This is a genomic window from Bradyrhizobium sp. USDA 4341, assembly GCF_054063755.1.
This window is the reverse complement of sequence record NZ_JBSSGO010000002.1, coordinates 8,411,010-8,431,605: the sequence shown is the minus strand read 5'-3', so window position 1 is coordinate 8,431,605 and position 20,596 is coordinate 8,411,010. Positions and strand designations below refer to the sequence as shown.

17 protein-coding genes are annotated in these 20,596 nt (G+C 65.5%); 5 read left to right on the top strand and 12 right to left on the bottom strand.

All coding sequences use genetic code 11. The features are described from left to right. Window positions 1-200: 200 nt before the first annotated feature. On the top strand, window positions 201-1,415 hold the full coding sequence (locus ACVIGB_RS45405) for a mandelate racemase/muconate lactonizing enzyme family protein (RefSeq protein ID WP_456724377.1): 1,215 nt from the start codon (window positions 201-203) through the stop codon (window positions 1,413-1,415). A gap of 157 nt (window positions 1,416-1,572) precedes the next feature. On the opposite strand, the gene ACVIGB_RS45400 is transcribed toward ACVIGB_RS45405, so the two are convergent. The 4 genes from ACVIGB_RS45400 to ACVIGB_RS45385 form a co-directional block, all read right to left on the bottom strand. Further along, window positions 1,573-2,793, bottom strand: a complete 1,221-nt coding sequence (locus ACVIGB_RS45400) for an ABC transporter substrate-binding protein (protein ID WP_456724378.1) — start codon at window positions 2,791-2,793, stop codon at window positions 1,573-1,575. A gap of 137 nt (window positions 2,794-2,930) precedes the next feature. Continuing rightward, window positions 2,931-4,028: an ISAs1 family transposase gene (locus ACVIGB_RS45395; RefSeq protein ID WP_456718630.1), complete on the bottom strand. Its 1,098-nt coding sequence runs from the start codon at window positions 4,026-4,028 to the stop codon at window positions 2,931-2,933. A gap of 233 nt (window positions 4,029-4,261) precedes the next feature. Beyond that, entirely contained in the window at window positions 4,262-6,301 is a 2,040-nt protein-coding gene (locus tag ACVIGB_RS45390) for a hydantoinase/oxoprolinase family protein (RefSeq protein ID WP_456724379.1), read from the bottom strand. 7 nt (window positions 6,302-6,308) lie between these two features. Next, window positions 6,309-7,961 (bottom strand): hydantoinase B/oxoprolinase family protein, encoded by a 1,653-nt coding sequence (locus ACVIGB_RS45385; RefSeq protein WP_456724380.1) that lies wholly within the window; start codon window positions 7,959-7,961, stop codon window positions 6,309-6,311. Window positions 7,962-8,225: 264 nt separating this feature from the next. Between ACVIGB_RS45385 and ACVIGB_RS45380 the strand changes: the two genes are divergently transcribed. Genes ACVIGB_RS45380 through ACVIGB_RS45365 form a run of 4 tightly spaced genes read left to right on the top strand, consistent with a single transcriptional unit; the run spans window position 8,226 to window position 11,456 of the window. Further along, on the top strand, window positions 8,226-8,714 hold the full coding sequence (locus tag ACVIGB_RS45380) for a DUF305 domain-containing protein (protein ID WP_456724381.1): 489 nt from the start codon (window positions 8,226-8,228) through the stop codon (window positions 8,712-8,714). Beyond that, a complete protein-coding gene (locus tag ACVIGB_RS45375; RefSeq protein WP_456724382.1) occupies window positions 8,714-10,171 on the top strand; it encodes a YncE family protein in 1,458 nt (485 codons plus the stop codon). The genes ACVIGB_RS45380 and ACVIGB_RS45375 overlap by 1 nt, the downstream gene beginning before the upstream one ends. Continuing rightward, entirely contained in the window at window positions 10,168-10,695 is a 528-nt protein-coding gene (locus ACVIGB_RS45370) for an RNA polymerase sigma factor (protein ID WP_456724383.1), read from the top strand. Before ACVIGB_RS45375 ends, ACVIGB_RS45370 begins: the two co-directional genes overlap by 4 nt. After that, window positions 10,692-11,456: an anti-sigma factor family protein gene (locus tag ACVIGB_RS45365; protein WP_456724384.1), complete on the top strand. Its 765-nt coding sequence runs from the start codon at window positions 10,692-10,694 to the stop codon at window positions 11,454-11,456. Before ACVIGB_RS45370 ends, ACVIGB_RS45365 begins: the two co-directional genes overlap by 4 nt. A 98-nt stretch (window positions 11,457-11,554) precedes the next feature. On the opposite strand, the gene ACVIGB_RS45360 is transcribed toward ACVIGB_RS45365, so the two are convergent. The 8 genes from ACVIGB_RS45360 to ACVIGB_RS45325 form a co-directional block, all read right to left on the bottom strand. Continuing rightward, window positions 11,555-12,808, bottom strand: coding sequence for an MFS transporter (locus ACVIGB_RS45360; RefSeq protein ID WP_456724385.1), 1,254 nt, complete (start codon window positions 12,806-12,808; stop codon window positions 11,555-11,557). Between the two features lie 251 nt (window positions 12,809-13,059). Then, window positions 13,060-13,905: a CmcJ/NvfI family oxidoreductase gene (locus ACVIGB_RS45355; protein WP_456724386.1), complete on the bottom strand. Its 846-nt coding sequence runs from the start codon at window positions 13,903-13,905 to the stop codon at window positions 13,060-13,062. Between the two features lie 432 nt (window positions 13,906-14,337). Beyond that, a complete protein-coding gene (locus ACVIGB_RS45350) occupies window positions 14,338-15,279 on the bottom strand; it encodes an ABC transporter substrate-binding protein (RefSeq protein ID WP_456724387.1) in 942 nt (313 codons plus the stop codon). Continuing rightward, window positions 15,276-16,370 (bottom strand): LLM class flavin-dependent oxidoreductase, encoded by a 1,095-nt coding sequence (locus ACVIGB_RS45345; RefSeq protein ID WP_456724388.1) that lies wholly within the window; start codon window positions 16,368-16,370, stop codon window positions 15,276-15,278. Before ACVIGB_RS45345 ends, ACVIGB_RS45350 begins: the two co-directional genes overlap by 4 nt. Before the next feature lie 32 nt (window positions 16,371-16,402). Beyond that, the gene (locus ACVIGB_RS45340) at window positions 16,403-17,575 is read right to left on the bottom strand and encodes an acyl-CoA dehydrogenase family protein (RefSeq protein WP_456724389.1); all 1,173 of its coding nucleotides are present in this window, start codon (window positions 17,573-17,575) and stop codon (window positions 16,403-16,405) included. After that, window positions 17,569-18,366: an ABC transporter ATP-binding protein gene (locus tag ACVIGB_RS45335; protein ID WP_456724390.1), complete on the bottom strand. Its 798-nt coding sequence runs from the start codon at window positions 18,364-18,366 to the stop codon at window positions 17,569-17,571. The genes ACVIGB_RS45340 and ACVIGB_RS45335 overlap by 7 nt, the downstream gene beginning before the upstream one ends. Beyond that, window positions 18,360-19,373 (bottom strand): ABC transporter permease, encoded by a 1,014-nt coding sequence (locus ACVIGB_RS45330; RefSeq protein WP_456724391.1) that lies wholly within the window; start codon window positions 19,371-19,373, stop codon window positions 18,360-18,362. Before ACVIGB_RS45330 ends, ACVIGB_RS45335 begins: the two co-directional genes overlap by 7 nt. Continuing rightward, on the bottom strand, window positions 19,351-20,448 hold the full coding sequence (locus ACVIGB_RS45325) for an ABC transporter substrate-binding protein (protein WP_456724392.1): 1,098 nt from the start codon (window positions 20,446-20,448) through the stop codon (window positions 19,351-19,353). Before ACVIGB_RS45325 ends, ACVIGB_RS45330 begins: the two co-directional genes overlap by 23 nt. Between the last annotated feature and the right edge of the window lie 148 nt (window positions 20,449-20,596).

Genomic DNA, 20,596 nt, shown 5'->3' with positions numbered 1-20,596 from the left:
TTCAGTTTCTTGTTGCGTGAACTTGAAGCCGCGCCGACTGTGTGATGCAAGTGGAATTTTCTTCCGCTTGACGGAATTCGCCGGATTGCCGCAGCACTTTGCAACAAGCGTGCGCTGACGGTCTGCCGCCGTGCGGTTGACGCATTGCTCGAACCGCTATTGTGCTCTCTTCAACACCAACAAACGCCGGGCAGGAAACCATGAGCAAATCCACCACAATCAGAAGCGTCGAGACGCTCGCCTGCGATGCCGGCTGGCGGAATTATCATTTCGTCAAGGTGACGACCACGGACGGGCTGGTCGGCTGGAGCGAATATGACGAGGGCTTTGGCGCCCCCGGCGTGACCGCGGCGATCGAGCGGCTGTCGGCGCGCGTGATCGGCAAGAACGCGTTCGAGCACGAGCGGATCTATGTCGAGCTGTTCGCCGCGACGCGCCCCGCCGCCGGCGGCGTGGTGGCGCTGGCACTCGGGGCAATCGAGAACGCGCTGCTCGACGTCAAGGCCAAGGCGCTCGGCGTGCCCTGCTACGACCTGCTCGGCGGCAAGATCCGCGACCGCGTGCGGGTCTACTGGTCGCATTGCGCGACCTGGCGCATCAATCATCCGGACTGGTACAAGCCTCCGATCACCGATCTCGACGGCGTCAAGGCGATCGGGGCCGAGGTGCGCGAGAAGAAATTCTCGGCGATGAAGACCAACATCTTCGTCTACACCGATGGCAAGCCGCAAGGCTGGCGCCCCGGCTTCGGCTCGCCGTTCCAGCCCGAGATCAATATCGACCGCAATGTGCTGCGCAATCTCTGCATGCATCTGGAGGCGATCCGCGACGGCGCGGGGCCGGATGTCGATCTCCTGCTCGACCTCAATTTCAACGCCAAGACCGAGGGCTATCTGAAGATCCTGCGCGCCATCGAGAAGATGGACATGTTCTGGGTCGAGATCGACACCTTCAACCCGCAGGCGCTCGGCTATATCCGCCGCCAGAGCCCGCACCCGATCTCGTCCTGCGAGACGCTTTTGGGCCTGCGCGAATTCCTGCCCTATTTCACCGAGCAGGCGATGGACGTCGCGATCATCGACACGCCGTGGAACGGCGTCTGGCAGTCGATGAAGATCGCCGCGGCCGCCGAGCATTTCGAGGTCAACGTCGCGCCGCATAATTTCTACGGCCATCTCTGCACCATGATGAACGCGCATTTCTGCGCGGCGGTGCCGAACCTGCGCATCATGGAAACCGACATCGATCGGCTGGCCTGGGACCACGAGCTGTTCACCCACGTGCCGGAATTCGTCGACGGCCATCTCGTGATCCCGGATCGCCCGGGCTGGGGCACCGAGCCGAACGAGGAAGGCCTGCGCGCCCATCCGCCGCAGAACAAGGGCGGGCTGCTGAATTACGGGCTGAAGAAGTAGGTCTCTCCACACCGTCGTGCCGGCGAAGGCCGGGACCCATAACCACCGCTCTGTGGTCTATGAACGCGGCTGCGGCCCCAGCGACGTGAAACAACAAATGGCTGTGGTAATGGGTCCCGGCCTTCGCCGGGACGACGCAATCCTCAATCTTCGCGCCTCAATTATCCTCCCGAACCGGCGTGAAGGCGCTCTCGATCACGTCGCCGATCGGCTGCCAGGCGTTGCCGTCGAACTGCACCAGCCGCATCTGCTTGATCGGGCGGAAATCCTTCGGTCCGGTGTTGATCACGATCCCGGGCAGCGCGATCGGGCTCTGGTAGTCCTTCAGCGAGGCGGCCTGCCGCATGATGTTCTCGCGCGACAGGTCGTCGCCGCACTGGCGCAGCACCTGCATCAGCGTGTCGGCGGCGGCATAGCCGAACACGGCGTAGATGTCGTCCTTGTCGCCATCGGGGTAGTACTTGTCCATGAAGGCGTCCCACGCCTTGATCTGCGGATCGTCCTTCCAGGAGGCATCGCCGGCGTCCTTCAGGAACGAGGTCGAGATCACGCCGAGCGAGTTCTGCAGGCCCGCCGGCCGCAACGCACTGGCGATCGAGGCCGACGCATTGTCGAGGATGAACACCGGGTGCCAGTCGAGGTCCGCCGCAACGCGGATCGCGCGTGCCGCGATCGCCGGCGCACCGTCGAACACCAGGATGTCGGCGCCGGAGCCCTTCAGGATTCCGATCTGGTTCTGGATCGCGGTCTCCGACGCGTCGAAGGCGAGATCGGCGACGATCATGCCCGCGGTGTCGCCGAGCCCTTCCTGCAATCCCCGGAACAGATCGCGGCCGAACTGGTCGTTCTGCCACAGCACCGCGATCTTGCGCGACGGATAGGCGGCCTGGATGTAGTTGGCGTAGATCCGCCCCTCGGCGCGGAAGGTCGGCTGCCAGCCCATGGTCCAGGGAAAGGTTTTCGGATGCGCCCACTCCTCGTCGCCGGAGGCGACGAACAGCTGCGGGATATTCTTCTCGTTGAGGTACTTCCGGACGGCGAGATTACTCGGCGTGCCGAACGAGCCGAACATCAACAGCACGTCCTGCTTCTCGACGAGATCGCGGGTCTGCTCCATCGCGGTCTTCGGATTGGAGCTGTCATCGACCGAGACGAACCTGACCTTGCGGCCATTGATGCCGCCATGCTCGTTGATCATGTCGAAATAGGCCGCTTCCGCCCGCCCGATGGTCGCGAACGCCGCGAGCGGCCCGGTGTAGGGCATGACATTGCCGACACGGATCTCGCTGCCGCTTGCTTCCAGCGCCTGCTGCGCACGCAATGGCGCCGCCGCGAGCATCGCTGCAAGGACGAGGACGATCGAAAGCACGGTTTGCATCAACATCGCCACAAACGCCGGCAGTAGCCGGCGCTCCCTCCCGAGGACGCGACCTTATCGCCCAAGCCAATGCCGGGAAAATGAAATGTTGATGGCGGAGGCGGACCTCTCTTCACCTCCCCCGCTTGCGGGCAGGGCTATCGCATGTGGCCGAGGAGTTCGAAGAGGAATGCATCGTTCCATCCGGCGCGCTTGAGCTTGCCGCGCAGGGAGACTGTCGTGTCCGGGTGGGCTTGGGCGACGTTGAGAGCCAGACGCCTGAGCACGGCCAGGTTGGCCGGTCCGTTGCCCTTGCGATTGCGGGCAAGGTCCTCGTCGAGGGTGACGTCGAGCGGCCAGTGCAGGCGATTTTCGATGCCCCAATGAGCACGGACGATGCGCAGGACCTCTTTGCGGCTGTAGGGGCGGCTCATCAGGAAGTAGCGCTCGACCGTGTCGTCCTGTCCCCGCTTGCTGGTGATGCGGGCGACAGCTTTGAGGCCCGGAAAGTCGTACTTCTTGGCCATGCCAGGAACCGATGCGACCAGCGCCACACGCTTCTCGTTGCGTCCATGTTCCGCATCGATGGTGGTCAGCGAGGTCTTGCCCTTGCGTTTGACGGCGCGGATTGCGGCTTTGGCATCCTCCAACAGAGCGGGCTGGTTCGCCTTCACCGCCAGCACGTAGTCACCGCCCCGTGCCACAATCGCTTCGGCCATCCCGCGGTGGCAATGCAGGGCATCGGCCGTGACCACGCAGCCCTTGAGTTGCAGAAGCGCAAGCAACTGCAGGGCACCGTCGGCTTCGTTGTTGTTCGGCGCCAGCACATTGGCGAGCGCCATGCGCGTCTGCTCCGCCCAGGCGGTCACCATCACCGGCGGCATGTGGCTCCTGCCGCGTTCGTAACCCCGCCGCAACGCCTTGCCGTCGAGCGCGATTACCCCGCGCGGCCGCTTGATCTTCGCGCCTTGCGCAAAGGCCGTCATAAAACGCCGGAACGCGACCTCGAACGCCTTCGGATCGAGCATCCGGAATACCCGGCTGAACGTGTCGTGGCTCGGCAGGCCATTCTTGAGCTCCAGCACATCCTGCCAAAGATAGGCCTTCATCCGGGCAAACAGCGCCATGTCGGTGCAACTCGTCGCCCCGCACAGCGTCGCCATCAGTGCGATGAACAAGATCTCGGTCAGGTCATGCAGCGCGTTGTCGGCCCGCGGGTCGGGCAAATCTTCAAAGCACTCGGCAAATCGTTGCATCGGCCGCTCCCTCTAGATCAGGAGCGACCTTCAGAATCTCTTTCTCCCGATTTGGCAACTACTTGCAGCCGCGCACGTGCGATTCCCCTGCGCTTGCGGGGGAGGTCGGATTGCATCGAAGATGCAATCCGGGTGGGGGCTCCTTCCACATAATGGTGGTCCGACTCGTGGCGAGACCCCCACCCCAACCCTCCCCCGCAAGCGGGGGAGGGAGCGCAGTTCCCGCATGACGCTCAGCGCAATGTTATGTCGAGCCAGCCCAGCGGATTGACCGTGACGCGGTCGCCGCTGTCGACCAGAACCGTGGTGGTTTCGGCCTCAATGATCGCGGGACCGGCCAGCGCATGGCCGGGCTTGAGATCGTCGAGCGCATAGACCGGCACCTCGCGCCAGGCGCCGAACCAGGCCTGCCGCTTGCCGCGCGGCGTGCAGGGTGCGACCGACGTGGCCTCGCCGACATCGCCGCCGCCGCGCGCCACCTTACCGACCGCGGCCACACGGGCGTTGACGAACACCACCTCCTGTCCGCGCGAGGCATAGGTGTAGAGTTCCTCGTGGCGGCGATGGAAGCGCTCCTCGATCTGGGCCACGAGATCCGCGGCGCCGAGATCGAGGTCGCCGAGCGGCACGTCGATCTCGAACACCTGCTCGCCATACCGCATCTCGGCCGAGCACTCGATCGCGATGTCGCCCTTGAACCAGTCGCGCAAACGGCCGGCCGCCTGCTCCTCCAGTCCGGCGAACAACGCCCGCACTTCGTCCGCGGAAATGCGGCCGGTGCCGTAATGGGTGCGGCTGACCTCGTACCGCAGATCACTGGTCAGCATGCCCCAGGCCGACAGCACGGAAGCGACCGTCGGCACGATGATGCGCTTGATCTCGAGCTCGCGCGCGACTTCGGCCGCGTGCATGCCGGCGGCGCCGCCGAAGCTGAGCAGCGCGAATTTGCGGGGATCGACGCCGCGGCGCAGCGTCATCAGGCGGATGCCGTCGGCCATCTTCAGATTGATCATCTTGTAGATGCCGGCGGCAGCCTCGATCCGCGACAGCTCGAGCGCCGCAGCGATCCGGTCGACCGCGGCTTCCGACGCCGCGCGATCGAGCGGCCGCGCGCCGCCCATGAAGGCGGCGGCATCGAGATAACCGAGCACGACATTGGCGTCGGTAACGGTGGCAGCTAGGCCGCCATTGCCGTAGCACGCCGGGCCCGGCACCGATCCCGCGCTCTCCGGCCCGACCCGCAGCGTGCGGCCGCCGTCGACACCGGCAATCGAGCCGCCGCCCGCCGCGATGCTGGCGATGTCGAGGCTGCGCAGCGCGATGCGCTGTCCGGCGAGCATGCCGTCGGCCGACAGCGAGGCCTCGCCGTCTGCGATCAGCGAGATGTCGGTCGAGGTGCCGCCCATGTCGAACGGCACGAGATCGGGAATCCCGAGCATCTCGGCGCAGCGGCGGCTGCCGGAAATGCCGCCGGCCGGGCCCGACAACACCGTGCCTGCCGCAAGCCGCGAGGCTTCCTCCACCGGCGCCATGCCGCCATGCGACAGCACGACGAACAGCGAGCCCTTGAAGCCGGCCTCATGCAGGCTGCGCTCCAGATTGGTGAGATAGCGCCGCACCGTCGGCGCGACATAGGCGTTCACGATCGTGGTCGAGACGCGCTCATATTCCTTGATCTGTGGCAGCACGTCGCTCGAGCGCGACACGCTGACATCGGGCAGTTCCTTCTTAAGCCGCTCGACCGCAGCGAGCTCATGCGCGGGGTTGAGATAGGCGTGCAGGAAGCAGACCGCGATTGAGTTCGCGCCCGATCGTTTCACCTCGGCGATGACGTCGCCGAGCGCTGTGGCATCAAGCACAATTGCCGCGCTGCCGTCGGCCTTCAGCCGCTCGCGCACGCCAAACCGTCGCTCGCGCGGCACCAAGGGCTCGGGCGGCGGCGTGCGCAGATCGTAGCGATCCGGCTTCAGCCCTTCGCGCATCTCGACGACGTCGCGATGGCCCTCGGTGGTCAGCAGCGCGACCTTGGCGCCCTTGCGCTCGAGCAGCGCGTTGGTCGCAACCGTGGTGCCGTGCACCAGCCGATCGGTCGCCGTGAGCATCGCCGCGCGCGTGACGCCGAGGCGGCGCGCCAGTTCTTCAAGTCCCGCCATGACGCCGATTGACTGATCGGCCGGCGTGGACGGTGATTTCGCGAAAACAGTGCGCCCGGTTTGATCCGTCGCAACCAGGTCGGTGTAGGTGCCGCCGACGTCAACCCCAATCGTGTACATCGCTGCCCTATACCGCCTTCGAAACCAGACCCTGCGCGACGTCGCGCGCTCGCGCCTCCGCCGTTCGCTTCTCCGGCGGCCCCCAGCCACCGCCACCGGACGAGCGGATCTCCAGGCAATCGCCGGGGCGCAGCTCGATGCCGACCTCCTTGGTCTTCAGCACGCGTGGCGCGCGGCCCTCCGACAAGAGGCGGTAGTGGTGCGGCTCACCGTCCTTGCCGCCGAGCATGCCGCAGGGGCCGTGCCGCGCGCCGTCGCCGGCGGTGTTGCCCTTGGCAGGCTTTGCCGTTTCCAGCACCATGTCGAGCGCGACGCCGAGCCCGCCGCGATGCTGGCCGTCGCCGCCGGAATCCGGCCGGAACTCGTGCTGGCGGAAATGCAGCGGAAAGCGCACCTCGGCGACCTCGATGCTGCCGAATTTGAGTCCGCCGACCGAGTGCCACTCGCCGATCGAGGAATAGCCGTCGCCGCCCGGCGATGCACCACCGCCCGGCCGCGCCTGAAACATGTGCCAGATGAAGTTGCGGCCGTTGCGCGGATCCTCGCCCTGGATCGCGATGCGGAAGCGGCGGCCCCATCCGCCCATCACGCGATCCGGACAGGACGCCGACATCGCCTTGATGATGGCTTCGACGATCTCGTTGGAAGGATGGCTGGTGCACAGCGTCACGGGGCGGCCGGGATCGGCCCAGACGATGGTACCCTGCTTCGCCACCACCTTCAGCGGCCGCAGCGCGCCGGTGTTCTTCGGGATATCGGCGTCGATCAGATAGGCAAAGGCCATCGCGACCGCGGCCTGCATGTTGGCGTGCGACGAGTTCACAAAGCTCGTCGACTGCGGATCGGAGCCGGTGAGATCGACCTCGATGTCACTGCCCTTTTTGGTCACCTTGGCCGCGATCTTGATGTCGGTGCGGCCGTGCCCGTCATCGTCGAGCAAAGCCTCACCATAGAACACGCCGTCCTTCCATGTGGACACCACGTCGCGGGTCTGCTGCTCGGTGGCATCAAGAATGGCCTCGATCGCGGCCTCGACCGTCTCCGCGCCGAACTCGCTGAACAGTTTTGACACGCGGCGCTCGCCGAGATGCGCGGCGCCCAGCATCGCCGCGAGGTCGCCGCGAAATTCCCTGGGGTTGCGGATGTTCAAAGCCAGCAGGTCGAGCAGATCCTCGCGCGGCTTGCCGGCCTCGTAGAGCTTGATCGGCGGAATCCGAATGCCTTCCTGATAGATCTCGGTCGCGGCCGGATTGTAGGCGCCATGCGTGGCGCCGCCGATGTCGCTCTGATGGGCGCGCACGATGGTCCAGAGCAATCGCTTGCCGCCGTCGAACACCGGCACGAAGGCGGTGAGATCAGGCAGATGGCTGCCGCCCTGATAGGGATCGTTGAGCAGGATGACGTCGCCGGGCGCGACATCCTTGAAGCGTTCCTCGACCGCAAGCGTCGCCCACGGCAAGGCGCCGACATGGACCGGGATGTGATCGGCCTGCGCGATCAGCCGCCCGCTGGTGTCGCAGATCGCCAGCGAAAAATCGCGGCTGGAATTGAGGATCTGCGAATAGGAGGTGCGAAGCATGGCTTCGCCCATCTCCTTCACGATCGACGACAGGCGGTGCTGGACCACGGAACGGGTGATCGGATCGATCTTGGCGGACATCTTGGCCTTGTTGGCGCGTGGGACTGCGCAGCGAGGATCGAGGAACCGGCCGAGCGGAACCGGAATTCCCTCTTATAGCCAGTGGCTTGCCAATCGCAAATCGGCCGGTTCGGCCGGAACGGACCATTCAGCCGATCAGCAAGTCGTGATCGACAAGAAACTACCTGGCGACGGAATAGAACTCTCGCTGCTGCGTCCCACCCATGCAAGCCGGCCCCGAGGCCGAACCGCTCAGACTTCCCCGACAACTCCCAGGGTGACGCAATGCTTCCTCGATTCCTCAAACCCGGCCTCGCGCCGCTCGGCGCGGCCGTCCTGCTCGCCGTTGCCGCTGCCGCGTTCGCGCATGACGGCGATCATCATCCGGCGCAGACCGCGCTGTCGGCTGACGAGAGCACCTTCCTCGCGGAAAACGATGCCGCGATGACCAAGATGATGAATGACATGGCCGCCAAGCCGAGCGGCGATATCGATCGCGATTTCGTCGCGATGATGACCCCGCACCACCAGGGTGCGATCGACATGGCCGTGATCGAACTCCGCTACGGCAAGAACGAGCGCCTGCGCCGGATCGCACAGGAGATCATCGTCGAGCAACGCCAGGAGATCGACGCCATGAAGCTCGCGCTCGGCGAACAGGTCACGGACACGACACCCGCCCCGACGCAACCCGGCGCGAAACCCGCCCCGGCCGCGCCCACGCACGATCACATGAACATGCACCACGATATGATGAAGCAGGAGACCAGGTGATGACGAGCCAATTCATGAAGGGCCTGTTGGCCACCAGCATGATCGCGCTGTCGACGTCGGCGTTTGCGGGGCAGGCGCCGGGCGCTGTGTCCTCGCCCGACATCCCGATCAGCCATCATGACCGCGTCTACGCCGCCGAGCAGTTCTCGAACACGGTGTCGGTCACCGATCCCGTCGACAACAAGCTGCTCGGCGTGATCCGGCTCGGCGACCCGCAGCCCGGCAATTTCAGCCCGCTCTACAAGGGGCAGGTGCTGGTCCACGGCATGGGCTATTCGCCCGACCACCACACCCTCGCCATCGTCTCGATCGGCTCGAATTCAGTGACCTTCATCGACACGGCAACGAACGCGGTCAAGCACGTCACCTATGTCGGGCGGTCGCCGCACGAGGCCTTCTTCACGCCCGACGGCAAGGAAGTGTGGGTCACCGTGCGCGGCGAAAACTACATTTCGGTGATCGACGCGCAGAGCTTCAAGGAAACGATGCGGATCGAGGTGCCGGCGGGACCGGGCATGCAGATATTCTCTCCCGACGGCAAATACGGCTACATCTGCTCCTCATTCAATCCGGAAACCGACGTGGTCTCGGTCGCCGACCATCAGATCGTCGCCAAGGTGAAGCAGGAAAGCCCGTTCTGCCCCAACATCGCGGCGACACCGGACGGCGAGCAGGTGTGGTTCACGCTGAAGGATGTCGGCAGGACGCAGGTCTTCAACGCCAGGCCGCCGTTCAACCTGATCAAGACGATCGACACCGGCCCGATCACCAACCACGTCAATTTCGCGAAGACCGCCAAAGGGACCTTCGCCTATGTGACGATCGGCGGCACCAACGAGGTCAAGGTGTTTCGCACCGACGACTTCTCTGAAGTCGCGACCATTCCGGTCGGCAACCTGCCGCACGGCATCTGGCCGTCCGGCGACGGCACGCGGGTCTATGTCGGCCTGGAAAATGCCGATGCGCTGGCCGCGATCGACACCGCGACCAACAAGGTGATCGCCAACATCCCGATCGGCCAGGCGCCGCAGGCCATAGCATACGTGCCGAACGCCGCGCCGAATCCTGACGACCGCCAGAACCTGCAGGCGCTCGGCGTCGCCGGCCAGGCCGCGCACCTCGCGCTCGCGCCGAAGCACGAAGCCAAGGGCGACAAGCCGCCGACCAGCGTCTCGCTGTTCGATCAGGGCCTGATCCAGGTGGTGCAGGCATCGGTCACCGGGCTCGAATCCAAACAGCGCTACGTGCTAGGATTGGCCGAACATGCCGACGGCACGGGATCGGTGGAGCCTCTGGCAGCCTTCATGACCAATCCCGCCGGCTCTGCGATCGTCAACGCCGCTGGTCCGATCCGCCAGATCGTGCAGAGCGCGGCCAAGGCCGAACGGCGCTATCTCGTCATCGCATCAGGCGAGCCGGCGAAACTCGGTGCGGTCATCCAGGTGCAAACGCCATGAACGACATGCTGCGCCTCGTCGAACCGCTGATACCCGCCTTGCGGCGGTATGCGCGGGCCCTGGTCCGCGACCACGCGGCGGCCGACGATCTGGTGCAGGACTGCCTGGAACGCGCCGTCATTCATTGGGAGCAGCGGCGGTCGGACAATCCGCGGCCGTGGCTGTTCGCCATCCTGCACAACCTCGCCATCAACCAGTTTCGCCGCGCAACGACGCGCGGCGTCCACGTCGCGATCGACGAAACCAACGAGGATGCATTCGGCCAGGAAGCGGCGCAGGAGCAGAAGGTGATGTATCGCGACGTCATGGCGAAGCTCGCAAGGCTTCCGCATGACCAGCGTGCGGTCCTCCTGCTCGTCGGCGTCGAGGACTTGTCCTATGCCGACGCCGCGAAGGTGCTCGGCGTGCCGATCGGCACGGTGATGTCGCGGCTGGCGCGCGCCCGCGAGCGGCTCCATCAGGAACTGGAGGGGACTGCCAGCGACCTGAACAATAATATCGTGCAATTGCGGAACAAGACATGAGCAATCGACCCATTACCGAAGACGATCTGCACGCCTATGTGGATCGCGCGCTGGAGCCGGAGCGCGAGGCAGAAATCATGGCCTATCTGGAGAAGCATCCTGATATGGCCAAGCGCATCGCCGCCTACGCCGACGAGCGTAACCTGCTGCGATCGGTACTGCTGCCGATCACCGAAGAACCGCTGCCGCCGCAGCTCAACCTCGCCCGGATGATCGAGCGCCCGCGCCGCCGCCCCTCGTCTTTCCGCTGGGCGATCGCAGCGATGCTGATGCTCTCGATCGGCGGCCTCGGCGGATGGGTGATCCGTGGCGCGACGCTGGCGCCCGCCGGCGGGCTTGCGGCGCTGGCCGAGGAAGCAAGCGATTCATACAAGGCGTACGCCTCGGACCACACGCGGCCGGTCGAACTGCGCGACAGCGCCGAGCTTGTGCAATGGGTCTCCAACAGGTTGCGTCAGCCGGTCAAGCTGCCGGATCTGAGCAATTCGGGATATCGTTTGATGGGCGGACGGGTGGTGCCGACGGCGCACGGTCCCGCGGCCATGTTCATGTACGACGATGATCACGGCGAGCGGCTTGTGGTCCTCACCCGTCCGATGACGTCGGATCAGAACGCGCCGATGGCCGCGCATTCGGGTGGCGACATCGCAGGTTTCTCCTGGGCGGACGGCGGCACGGGCTACAGCCTCGTCGGGCCGCGCGGGGTCGATTCCCTGCGGCCGCTTGCCAACGAGATCCGCAAGCAGGCGCAGGCGATCTAAAGCGCGATGAGATTGGGTTCAATCGTCATCGCGCTTTAGGCCTCTTCTTTGAGCATGATCTTGTCGGAAAACCGCTTCGCACTTTTCCGGATCATGCTCTAGGCAGTGGCAGCCTTGGTGTAGATCAGGAACAGCACGACCCCGATCACCAGGGCGCCGGCGATGAACAGCAGCACCGCGGGCAGCCCGAACAGCGCCGCAACGCCGGCGGTGCTGAATTGCAGCAGCGCCGCGCCGAGGAAGAACGCGAGATTGACCGACGACAGTGCCTTGCCGGTGTTCTGGGCGTCGACGAGCTGCCGCGTCATGCCGTAGATCAGCGGCTGCGCCGAGGTCGCAAACCCGATCAGGATCAGCAGCACCAGGTCATACCGCACCGGCATCACGGCGACGCCGAGCAGGTTCGAGACCGCCAAATGCGGCGCGCCGGCGGCCATCAGCACCAGCAGCAGCGCGGCGACGGCATGGGTCGACGCCACCATGGTGCGGCGATGCCCGAACTTGCGATCGATGGCGCCGATACAGGCCGGGCCAATGATCATCGCCAGCGTAAACAGGCCAAGCACATTGCCGGCCTCGATGCGGCTCAGACCCTTCACATCCATCAGCCACGGCCCGCCCCACAGGCCGCGCAGCACCAGCGAGGCGCCGAGCGACACCAGCGACAGCGCGATCAATCCGCGCAGGCCGCGCGACAGGCCGAGCCGCAGCACCTCGGCCATCTGCTGCAAGGGCGAGGAATCGTCCGCATGCGCCGCCGGCTGCCGCGGCACCAGCGCGAACACCGCGATCAGGACCACCACGCCGAAGCCGGCCGAGCCCCAGAAGCCGGCGCGCCAGCCGAACTGATCGACTACGAAGGCCAGCGGGCTTGCCGACAGCAGCATGCCGATATTGCCGATCGAGAGGATCAGGCCGGACCACAGGCCGAACTTCGCCGCCGACATCTGCTTCGCCGCCAGCGTCATCGGGCACATCAGCATGCCCGAGGTGGCGATGCCGAGCATGAGTTGCCCGAACACGAAGCTCGCGGGCCCCGTGGCGAGCGCCGAAACCAGTGTCCCGACCACAGTACCTCCGAGAAGGCTCAGCGACACCGGCCGCACGCCAAAACGGTCCATCGCGGCGCCGACCGGTATCTGCGAGGCGGCAAAGGAGAAATGATAGATCGAGGTGAGGCTCGCCAGCGCCTGCGGCGAGGTGCCGAAATCTCGCGCCATCAGATCGAGGCTGATAGCGGGGATCGTGCGCAGCAGCGTCGACAGCATGTGGCCGCAGGCCAACGCCAGAAGTGCAAGGACCAGGGCGCGGAACCCGATCCCCGCTGCTTCCTTCGTCACCACGCCATCCATGAATCGCCCTTTCCCCGAGCAGTTGGGGGACGGGCGTAACATTATTGGGCTGACGGTGCCAACTTTGGGGGCAGAGCTGATGGGCTCAGTCTATCCGCGGGCTCACCTTACCTCTCCCGCTTGCGGGGGAGGTCGGATCGCATCGTCAGATGCGGTCCGGGTGGGGGTTCTCTCCACGATATGACTCGTGGAAAGAGCCCCCACCCCCACCCTCCTCCGCAAGCGGGAGAGGGAGCGCACCTGTTTCGCGGCTACTGCTTATGGAACACCAGCGTGCGCAGCTCAATGCTCTCGCGTGGCGCGGCATCCGCCGGCGTGGTCGGATCGACGAAGGCGGTGTGCGGTCCAAACCGCGTCCGGCCGTCGGTCGCCGAGTCGTAGCATTTCAGCAGGATCGCCTCGTCTGGCGTCATCTCGGGAATGTAGAACCAGCGATGGTTCGGATTGTACTTCACCGAATAGGTCTCGCCGCTGCGGTTCGGGTAGATCAGGTCGGAGGCGATCAGATCCTCCGGGGCAACCGTGGTGCCGTCGGCCATCGCAAGCGGCGAATCGCGCAAGGGACCACGGATCGGGCGCCACAGATTGATCACCTGGACGCGGCCCTTGACGAGTTGCCCGGCCTCGTCAGGCAAGTGCTCGAACACCCTGTTGTGGCCGGAGACGGCGGTCTGGTCGACATGGACGCGGGTCGCGGGCTGGCGCGGGCCGCCGCCGCGGATATCCGCCGCACCCTCGACACGCTTGCGCACGGTGTGGTCGAAGATGAAAACGCGATCCGCCTTCAGCGTCGCCTTGAGGAAGGCCTCGACGGCGGGATAGTAGACATTGCGGACTTCGTTGTCGTCGTAATAGTCCTTCACGAAGGTCGGATGCTTGACCAGCGCAAAGCCCTCGCGGTCGAGCGAGAAGCTGTCGGCGATCAGGCGCCCGTCAAAGATCGGCACATTGTGAGCTTCGGGCAGTGCAGTGGATTTGGGTTCGCCGGGCGGCGGATCGAAAGCGTAAGTCCGGGGCTTGCCCGGCGTCGGCGCGAGATAATTCAGTTCAGCGGTCACAAACGGCAGCGACTCGATGCGAGTTTCTTGAAGGCCCACGGTGATCTCCCGGACTCGATTGTTCGTACGATTGATCTTGGCAGCGCCGGTGGGTGCGGCAAGGCCGCGGCGAAAATAGCAACGTTGCGGTTTTGGAATGCGGCAATCGGGAAAAATCCTTGCTGCGCGGCAGCCTGCGGATGAATGGATGTTTTTGAGATCACGGGTTCGTTAGCGGTGCAATCGTGCGAAGTTCAATCGCTTCCGCGCAGAAGGTCCACATCTCGCGCTTGCAGGGCCGTCGGCAAAATATCGAAAACAACCCCATGCAAAGGAGCTGGCGGCCGCCGGCCATCGACAGGGCAGCTTGACACGTCGGGCAAATCAGGGATACATTTCCAATATTCCGAAATCGTGCAAGCACCCCTCCACGCCCGTCGTCCTGGCTTTCGCCAGGACGACGCTGAATGTTTGGCGTCGCTTGCAAATTGCCTACAGCCCCGCGCCCTTCTCGACTGCCGCGGCAAACGAGCGGTCGACGATGTCGGCGGCGTTGATCTTCTGCCGGATCAGGCCCCAGCGGTCGTAGAGATCGATGGTCTTCTGCTCGTCGGCCACCACGCTGTCGTCGATCGGCGCGATGCGGATCTTGGCCCGCGTCAGCCAGTTCAGCGGCACCGCGGGCGGGATGTTCATCAGCCTGCCCCAGGTCGCAGCGTAGCCTTCGACATTGTTCTGCGACCATGCGCGCGCGGCCGCGAGGCGACGCACGAAATCCTCGAGCTCGGCGCGCTTGCCTTTGATCGCATCAGGCGTTGCGACCTGGAAGCCGAGGCCGGGCGTGATGCCGTCGGCCGTGATGACGCGGCGCGACTTGAACAGCACCTCCTCCTGGCTGACATAGGGCTCCCAGGTCGACCAGGCATCGACCGAGCCCTGCGTGTAGGCAACCTTCGCATCCGACGGCGCGAGGAACACGATCTGCACGTCGCTCGCCTGCCACCCCTTCGATTCCAGCGCGGCCAGGATCAGCTGATGGCCGATCGAGCCGCGGCCGGTTGCGATCTTCTTGCCGCGCAGATCGTCGAAGCTCTTGATCGGAGAATTCTCCGGCACGACGACCGCGAGCCCGTCGCGGGACTGCCGCACAGCCGCAATAGCCTTGACCGGAATTTTGGCGGCGGCCGCGAACGTAAACGGCGCATCGCCGACCAGACCGGTGTCGATCGCGCTCGCGCCCAAGGCTTCCAGCAGCGGCGCCGCGGCGGCGAACTCCTTCCATTCGATCTTGTAGGGAACGTCCTTGAGCACGCCGGCCGCTTCCATCACGGCCTGCGAATTGCCCTTCTGGTCGCCGACGCGCAGCGTGGTCTGCGCGACGGCGGCGTCGATGGCGACGAGCGCAAGCGCCGCCGCGACAATGAGACGGATCATTCGGCGGCGATCCCCCGCAGCTGGTCGCGCGCTTCGATCAGCTTGCGGGTCAGCGGAATCAGCTCGCGGCCATAGTCGATGGCATCAACCAGCGGATCGAAGCCGCGGATCAGGAAGTGGCTGACGCCGAGATCGTAATAGTCGGCGAACACTTCGGCGACCTGCTCGGGCGTACCGACCAGCGCTGTCGTGTTGCTGTTGGCGCCGGTGAGCTTTGCGATCTCGGTCCACAGCCGCTTGTCGATCCGCGTGCCTTGATCGGCCAGCGCCAAGAGCCGCTTGGCGCCGTCGGTCGCGTGGTTGGGCCGGCGGTAACCGGTCTGGTCCTGCAACGCAGTGGCACGCTCGAGGATATGTTCCGCCTTCGCCCACGCCTTCTCCTCGGTGTCGGCCAGGATCGGCCGCACCGACAGGCTGAAGCGTGGCGTTGGGCGGCCGTGCTTGGCTGCGGCCACACGCACCCGGGCGGTGACGTCGCGCACCTGCGCGTAGGATTCACCCCACAGCGCGAAGGTATCGGCGTGCTTGCCCGCAACCTCGACCGCAGCATCCGAGCCGCCGCCGACGAAGGTGTAGATGCCGCCCTTTTGCAACGGCTTCACCTGCGAGAAGCCGTTCTCCACATTGTAGTACTTGCCGCTGTAGTTGAACGGCTTCTCGCTGGTCCATTCCAGCCGCACCACGTCGAGGAATTCGCTGGTGCGGGCGTAGCGCTCGTCCTTGTCGTCGAGCGTGTTGCCGTCCTGGCGCAGCTCGATGGCGTTGCCGCCGGTGATGACGTGAAGCGAGACGCGGCCGCCATAGAATTGATCCAGCGTCGCGAGCTGGCGCGCCAACAGCGTCGGCGCGGTGAAGCCCGGGCGCTGCGCGATCATCACCTTGAGCTGCTTCGTGATGGTCAGGACATGCTGCGCGACCTGCAACGCGTCCGGTGTGGTCGAGTGGAACGCCAGCAGCGCGCGGTCGAAGCCGGCCAGCTCATGGGCCTTGGCGACGGTCTCGATATAGGGCGGATCGAGCACCGGGCCCGAGCGAACGATGGTCTCGGACGCATTGTTGTTGGTGATGAAGCCGATGAACTCGACCGGCATGACTGACAACTCCGTTGTTGTTGACTGTTGTTTCAGACGCCCAGCACGGAGCGTCCGGCGGAGACACGGGTGGCATCGTCTTGCGGGGTATGGACGCGGCCGCACAGCACGTCGCGGTAATGCCGCTCCAGCGGATTGGTTCGCGACAGGCCGTGATTGCTGGTCAGCGACAAGGCATCCTCCACCACTGCTGCGGCATTATTGGTCACCGTCAGCTTGATGATGTTAGACTCGATCGCGGACAGCGGGAAGCCGTTATCGAAATCGGCGGCGAAGCTGTCGATCAGGCGGGCATTGACGGCAAGACGGGCCTCGATGCCGCCGACGACCTCCTGCATGCGCGGCAGCGTCGCCAGCGGCGCACCGAGATTGGCCGGCACCCGCTCCTTCAGGAATTTGACCAGCCAGTCGCGGGCGGCGCGGGCGATGCCGTCATAGATCGCGGCGACGAAGATCGCGTGCACGGTCGCCTGGGTGACGTCAGGAACCTTCCAGTCGTCGGGCCTGCGGACGTCGATCTCAGAGTCCAGCGGAAACACCACGTCGTCGAAGATCACGGTGTGGCTGCCGCTGGCGCGCAGGCCAAGATGATCCCAGGTCTCCTCGATCCGCGTTCCCGGCAACCCGGCCGGAACCAGAAACAAACCGACACGCGTCTCCGGCTCGTCGGTTTTCGCCCAGACCGAATACCATTTCAGGATCGGCGCGCCGGTCGAATAGATCTTGCGGCCGGTCAGCCGCCAGCCGGTTTCGGTGCGGCGCGCCGTGGTCGCCGGCAGGCCGCCGCGCGCGGGCGAGCCGAGCTCGGGCTCGACGCGCAACGCGTTGATCAGCGCCACGCCCTCGACCGTCTCCTTCGCGAGCTTGCGCGCCAGCCGGCCCGGCCAGCGCGTGCTGCGCGCCATCACCAGATGCTGGATGTAATGCATCGACAGCACCAGCGCGGTCGACGGATCGGCCTTGCCGATGATGCCGAGCACGCGCGTGGCATCCCGCGCGCCCGCCCCGCCTCCGCCGAGCGCCACGGGCACCGTCAGCGCCAGCAGGCCTTCGCGCGACAGGTCGGCGAAATTTTCAAAGGGAAAGCTGGCATCGCGATCATGCGCGGGCGCACGCGCGGCAAACACCTCGGCGAGCCGCAACGCGCGCGCGATGGGCTCCGGCTCGTTCGCCGGCGGCAGCTCTCTCGCCGCTGTCGTCACCATGTCGCCTCCAGTCCGAGCAGCCCGAGGATCTGCTTGCGCAGATCGGCCAGATAGGGATCGCCGCGATGCCGCGGGTATGGCCGGGCGACCGCGATGTCGGCCTTGATCCGCGCCGGTCGATCGGAGAGCACGATGACGCGGTTGGCGAGCACCAGCGCCTCCTCGACGTCATGGGTGACGAGCAGCGTGGTAAAGCCCTTGCGCTGCCACAGCGCCACCAGCTCGGCCTGCATCGCGATCCGCGTCAGCGAGTCGAGCTTGCCGAGCGGCTCGTCGAGCACCAGGATCTTCGGATCATTGACCAGCGCGCGCGCCAGCGCCACGCGCTGCGCCATGCCGCCGGAGAGCTGGTGCGGATAGGCGTTGCGGAACGACGACAGGCCGACCAGCTCGATCACGGCATCGACCCGGTGCCGCTGCGCCTTCAGGATACCCTGCGCTTCCAGCCCGAGCGCGACATTGTCCCACACCGAGCGCCACGGAAACAGCGTCGGGTCCTGGAACACGACGACACGCGACGGATGCGGGCCGGTGATGCGGACTTCATCCTCGCGCAGCGCGCCGCTGCGCGGCTTCTCCAGCCCCGCGACCAGCCGCAGCAAGGTCGACTTGCCGCAGCCGGACGGGCCGAGCAGCGCGACGAACTCACCCGGCGCGATCGAAAGGTTCACATTGTCGAGCACCGGGAGCGTCGCACCGTCGATATCGAAGGCGTGGCTGACGCCTTCGATGTCGAGCTCGGCGCCGACGGCGGGATAGGTGATCGCCTCGGCGGCGGATTGCACTACCATTTGACGACGCCCTTCTGCCAGACCAGCAGGCGGTCGCGGGTCCGGAACAACAGCGTGATCGCGCCGGAGCAGAGCAGCGACATCACGATCAGCGCCGCATACATGTTGGCATAGGCCGCCCAGCCCTGCGCCCATTGCAGGTACCAGCCGAGCCCGGCCTTGACGCCGATCATCTCGGCGACCACGAGCACGGCAAAGGACGAGCCGAGCCCCATGAACAGGCCGACGAACACGTGCGGCAACGCGGCAGGGATCGCGACCTTGAGCACCAGGAACGACGGCTTGGCGCCGAGCGTGCGCGCGACGTCGTAATAGGCGGTGCTGACGCTCGCCACCCCCGACCAGGTCAAGACCGTCACCGGGAATCCGGTGGCAAGCGCGATCAGGAAGGTCGAGGCGCTCCAGCTCGACGGGAAAGTGAAGAACGCGATCGGCAGCCAGGCGGTGGCGGGCAGCGGACCGATGAAGCGCAGCACCGGATGCACCCAGTACCCGATCTTCTGCGACCAGCCGATCGAGACGCCGGTGATAAAGCCGATCGTCGCGCCGATGATGTAGCCGCCGAGCTGCAGCTTGATCGAGGCGAACACGCTGTCGAGCAGCTTTGGCAGATCGTCGGTGTAGACCTCGAGGATCGACTGCGGCGGCGGGAAGAACGGCAGCGGCAGCCAGGCGAACTTCGCGGTGGCGACCTCCCATAGCGTCACGAACGCGCCGAAGGCCACCAGCCATGGCGCACGCTTGCGCAGCGCCTGCCCGGCGCTGCCGAGATAATCCGCGCTGAATGTACCGAACAGGATAAAGGCCGCGATGACGATCGCGCCGATGCCGAGCGATTGGGTCCGCGACCAGTCGCCGACATCGGGCCAATAGAGGCACGAGAGGCCGAACGCGAGCCAGGCGAGGGTTGCCGCGAGGCCAACGCCATAGCTGCTGGAGAGGTTCGAGAACGTGACCGCGGCGCGCGGCGCGGCGGCCGTCGCGTCAGACACTGAATACGTCGACATAGATCCGCTCCGCGAATTTGGCCGTGTCGGTGCTCTGCTTGAACACCTGCACCGATTTCAGGTCGTCGGCGTAGCCCTTGAGCTCGCGCTTGAGCACTTCGCCGGTGGGATGATGGTGATGGGTGTGGTAGCGCGCCATCGCCTCGAGATCGGCGAGGCTCGCCGCCTTCGGCGCATAGGGCTGGAACGACTTCGCCGCCTTGTCCGGATTCTGCGAGGTGAACATCGCGGCATCGAGCAGCGCCTGGGTGATGGCACGCGCGACGTGAGGCTCTTCCCGCACCAGACTGCCGCGCAGGCCGACGATGCAGCAGCTCTTGTCGCGGTATTCGCCGTCGAGATTGGAGGCGACCTCCTTGTACTGCGTGTCCTTCAGCCAGAGATAGGCCAGCGGGTCCGACGACAGGAAGGCCTGCACCTCGCCCTTCTCGACCGCAACGTTCAGGAGATTGCCGGGATAGGCGCGCCAGTCGACATCCCTCACCGGGTCGATCCCGAGCTTGGAGAGCTGGATCGAGAAGAAGTTCTTGTCGGGACCGGCGAGATCGCCGACCGCGACGATCTTGCCCTTGAGATCGGCGAGCTTGTCGACGCCGGAATTGGCGCGGGTCAAGACGCGCATGCAGCCGCCATGGGTGCCGGCGGCGATCTTGACGTCAAACCCCTGCTCGAGCGGCTTCAGCCAGCGCAGCGCCATGCCGAGCCCGGCGTCGCTCTTGCCGGTGGCGATCGCCTCCAGCAGCTGGTCGGTCGAGCCGGAATAGTTGACGAGCTCGACGTCGAGATTCTGCTTCTGGAAGAAGCCATGGTCGATGGCGACCGGGAGCGGCGCGAGGCAGACCGCGCCGGCGTTCCAGGACAATTTCAGCTTGCGCGGGCTGCCTGCCAGCGGCGGCGCATCGGAGGCGGTCTTGCAGATCGGAAATTCGGAGAAGTCGATCGCCGATGCGACCGGGCGCGGTGCGAAGGCCTGCGCGTTATAGGCGCCGATCGGCGCGGCAAAGGCTGCGGCGGCCCCCGCGCGCAGCAAGGTGCGGCGATCCATCACCGTCTTCTTGTTATCCGTCGACATCATCACTCCTGCATTTCGGCAAGGCTCCGCCCCGCGCGCAAAACGTCTCCGTCTGCACGCCCCGTCGTTCGAAGCTCATGGTTTAGAAAAAGCGGATTTCTCCGGCGCTATTGCCCTCAAAGCAACGCGCAAATGATGCGGCGCGACAAGT

Excerpts from the sequence above, each read along its gene's own strand:
- ACVIGB_RS45395 (WP_456718630.1), bottom strand. The coding sequence starts at position 4,028 with ATGCAACGATTTGCCGAGTGCTTTGAAGATTTGCCCGACCCGCGGGCC.
- ACVIGB_RS45390 (WP_456724379.1), bottom strand. The coding sequence starts at position 6,301 with ATGTACACGATTGGGGTTGACGTCGGCGGCACCTACACCGACCTGGTT.
- ACVIGB_RS45375 (WP_456724382.1), top strand. The coding sequence starts at position 8,714 with ATGACGAGCCAATTCATGAAGGGCCTGTTGGCCACCAGCATGATCGCG.
- ACVIGB_RS45370 (WP_456724383.1), top strand. The coding sequence starts at position 10,168 with ATGAACGACATGCTGCGCCTCGTCGAACCGCTGATACCCGCCTTGCGG.
- ACVIGB_RS45330 (WP_456724391.1), bottom strand. The coding sequence starts at position 19,373 with ATGTCGACGTATTCAGTGTCTGACGCGACGGCCGCCGCGCCGCGCGCC.
- ACVIGB_RS45325 (WP_456724392.1), bottom strand. The coding sequence starts at position 20,448 with ATGATGTCGACGGATAACAAGAAGACGGTGATGGATCGCCGCACCTTG.
- ACVIGB_RS45405 (WP_456724377.1), top strand. The coding sequence starts at position 201 with ATGAGCAAATCCACCACAATCAGAAGCGTCGAGACGCTCGCCTGCGAT.
- ACVIGB_RS45380 (WP_456724381.1), top strand. The coding sequence starts at position 8,226 with ATGCTTCCTCGATTCCTCAAACCCGGCCTCGCGCCGCTCGGCGCGGCC.
- ACVIGB_RS45400 (WP_456724378.1), bottom strand. The coding sequence starts at position 2,793 with ATGCAAACCGTGCTTTCGATCGTCCTCGTCCTTGCAGCGATGCTCGCG.
- ACVIGB_RS45385 (WP_456724380.1), bottom strand. The coding sequence starts at position 7,961 with ATGTCCGCCAAGATCGATCCGATCACCCGTTCCGTGGTCCAGCACCGC.
- ACVIGB_RS45335 (WP_456724390.1), bottom strand. The coding sequence starts at position 18,366 with ATGGTAGTGCAATCCGCCGCCGAGGCGATCACCTATCCCGCCGTCGGC.
- ACVIGB_RS45360 (WP_456724385.1), bottom strand. The coding sequence starts at position 12,808 with ATGGATGGCGTGGTGACGAAGGAAGCAGCGGGGATCGGGTTCCGCGCC.
- ACVIGB_RS45340 (WP_456724389.1), bottom strand. The coding sequence starts at position 17,575 with ATGGTGACGACAGCGGCGAGAGAGCTGCCGCCGGCGAACGAGCCGGAG.
- ACVIGB_RS45350 (WP_456724387.1), bottom strand. The coding sequence starts at position 15,279 with ATGATCCGTCTCATTGTCGCGGCGGCGCTTGCGCTCGTCGCCATCGAC.
- ACVIGB_RS45345 (WP_456724388.1), bottom strand. The coding sequence starts at position 16,370 with ATGCCGGTCGAGTTCATCGGCTTCATCACCAACAACAATGCGTCCGAG.
- ACVIGB_RS45365 (WP_456724384.1), top strand. The coding sequence starts at position 10,692 with ATGAGCAATCGACCCATTACCGAAGACGATCTGCACGCCTATGTGGAT.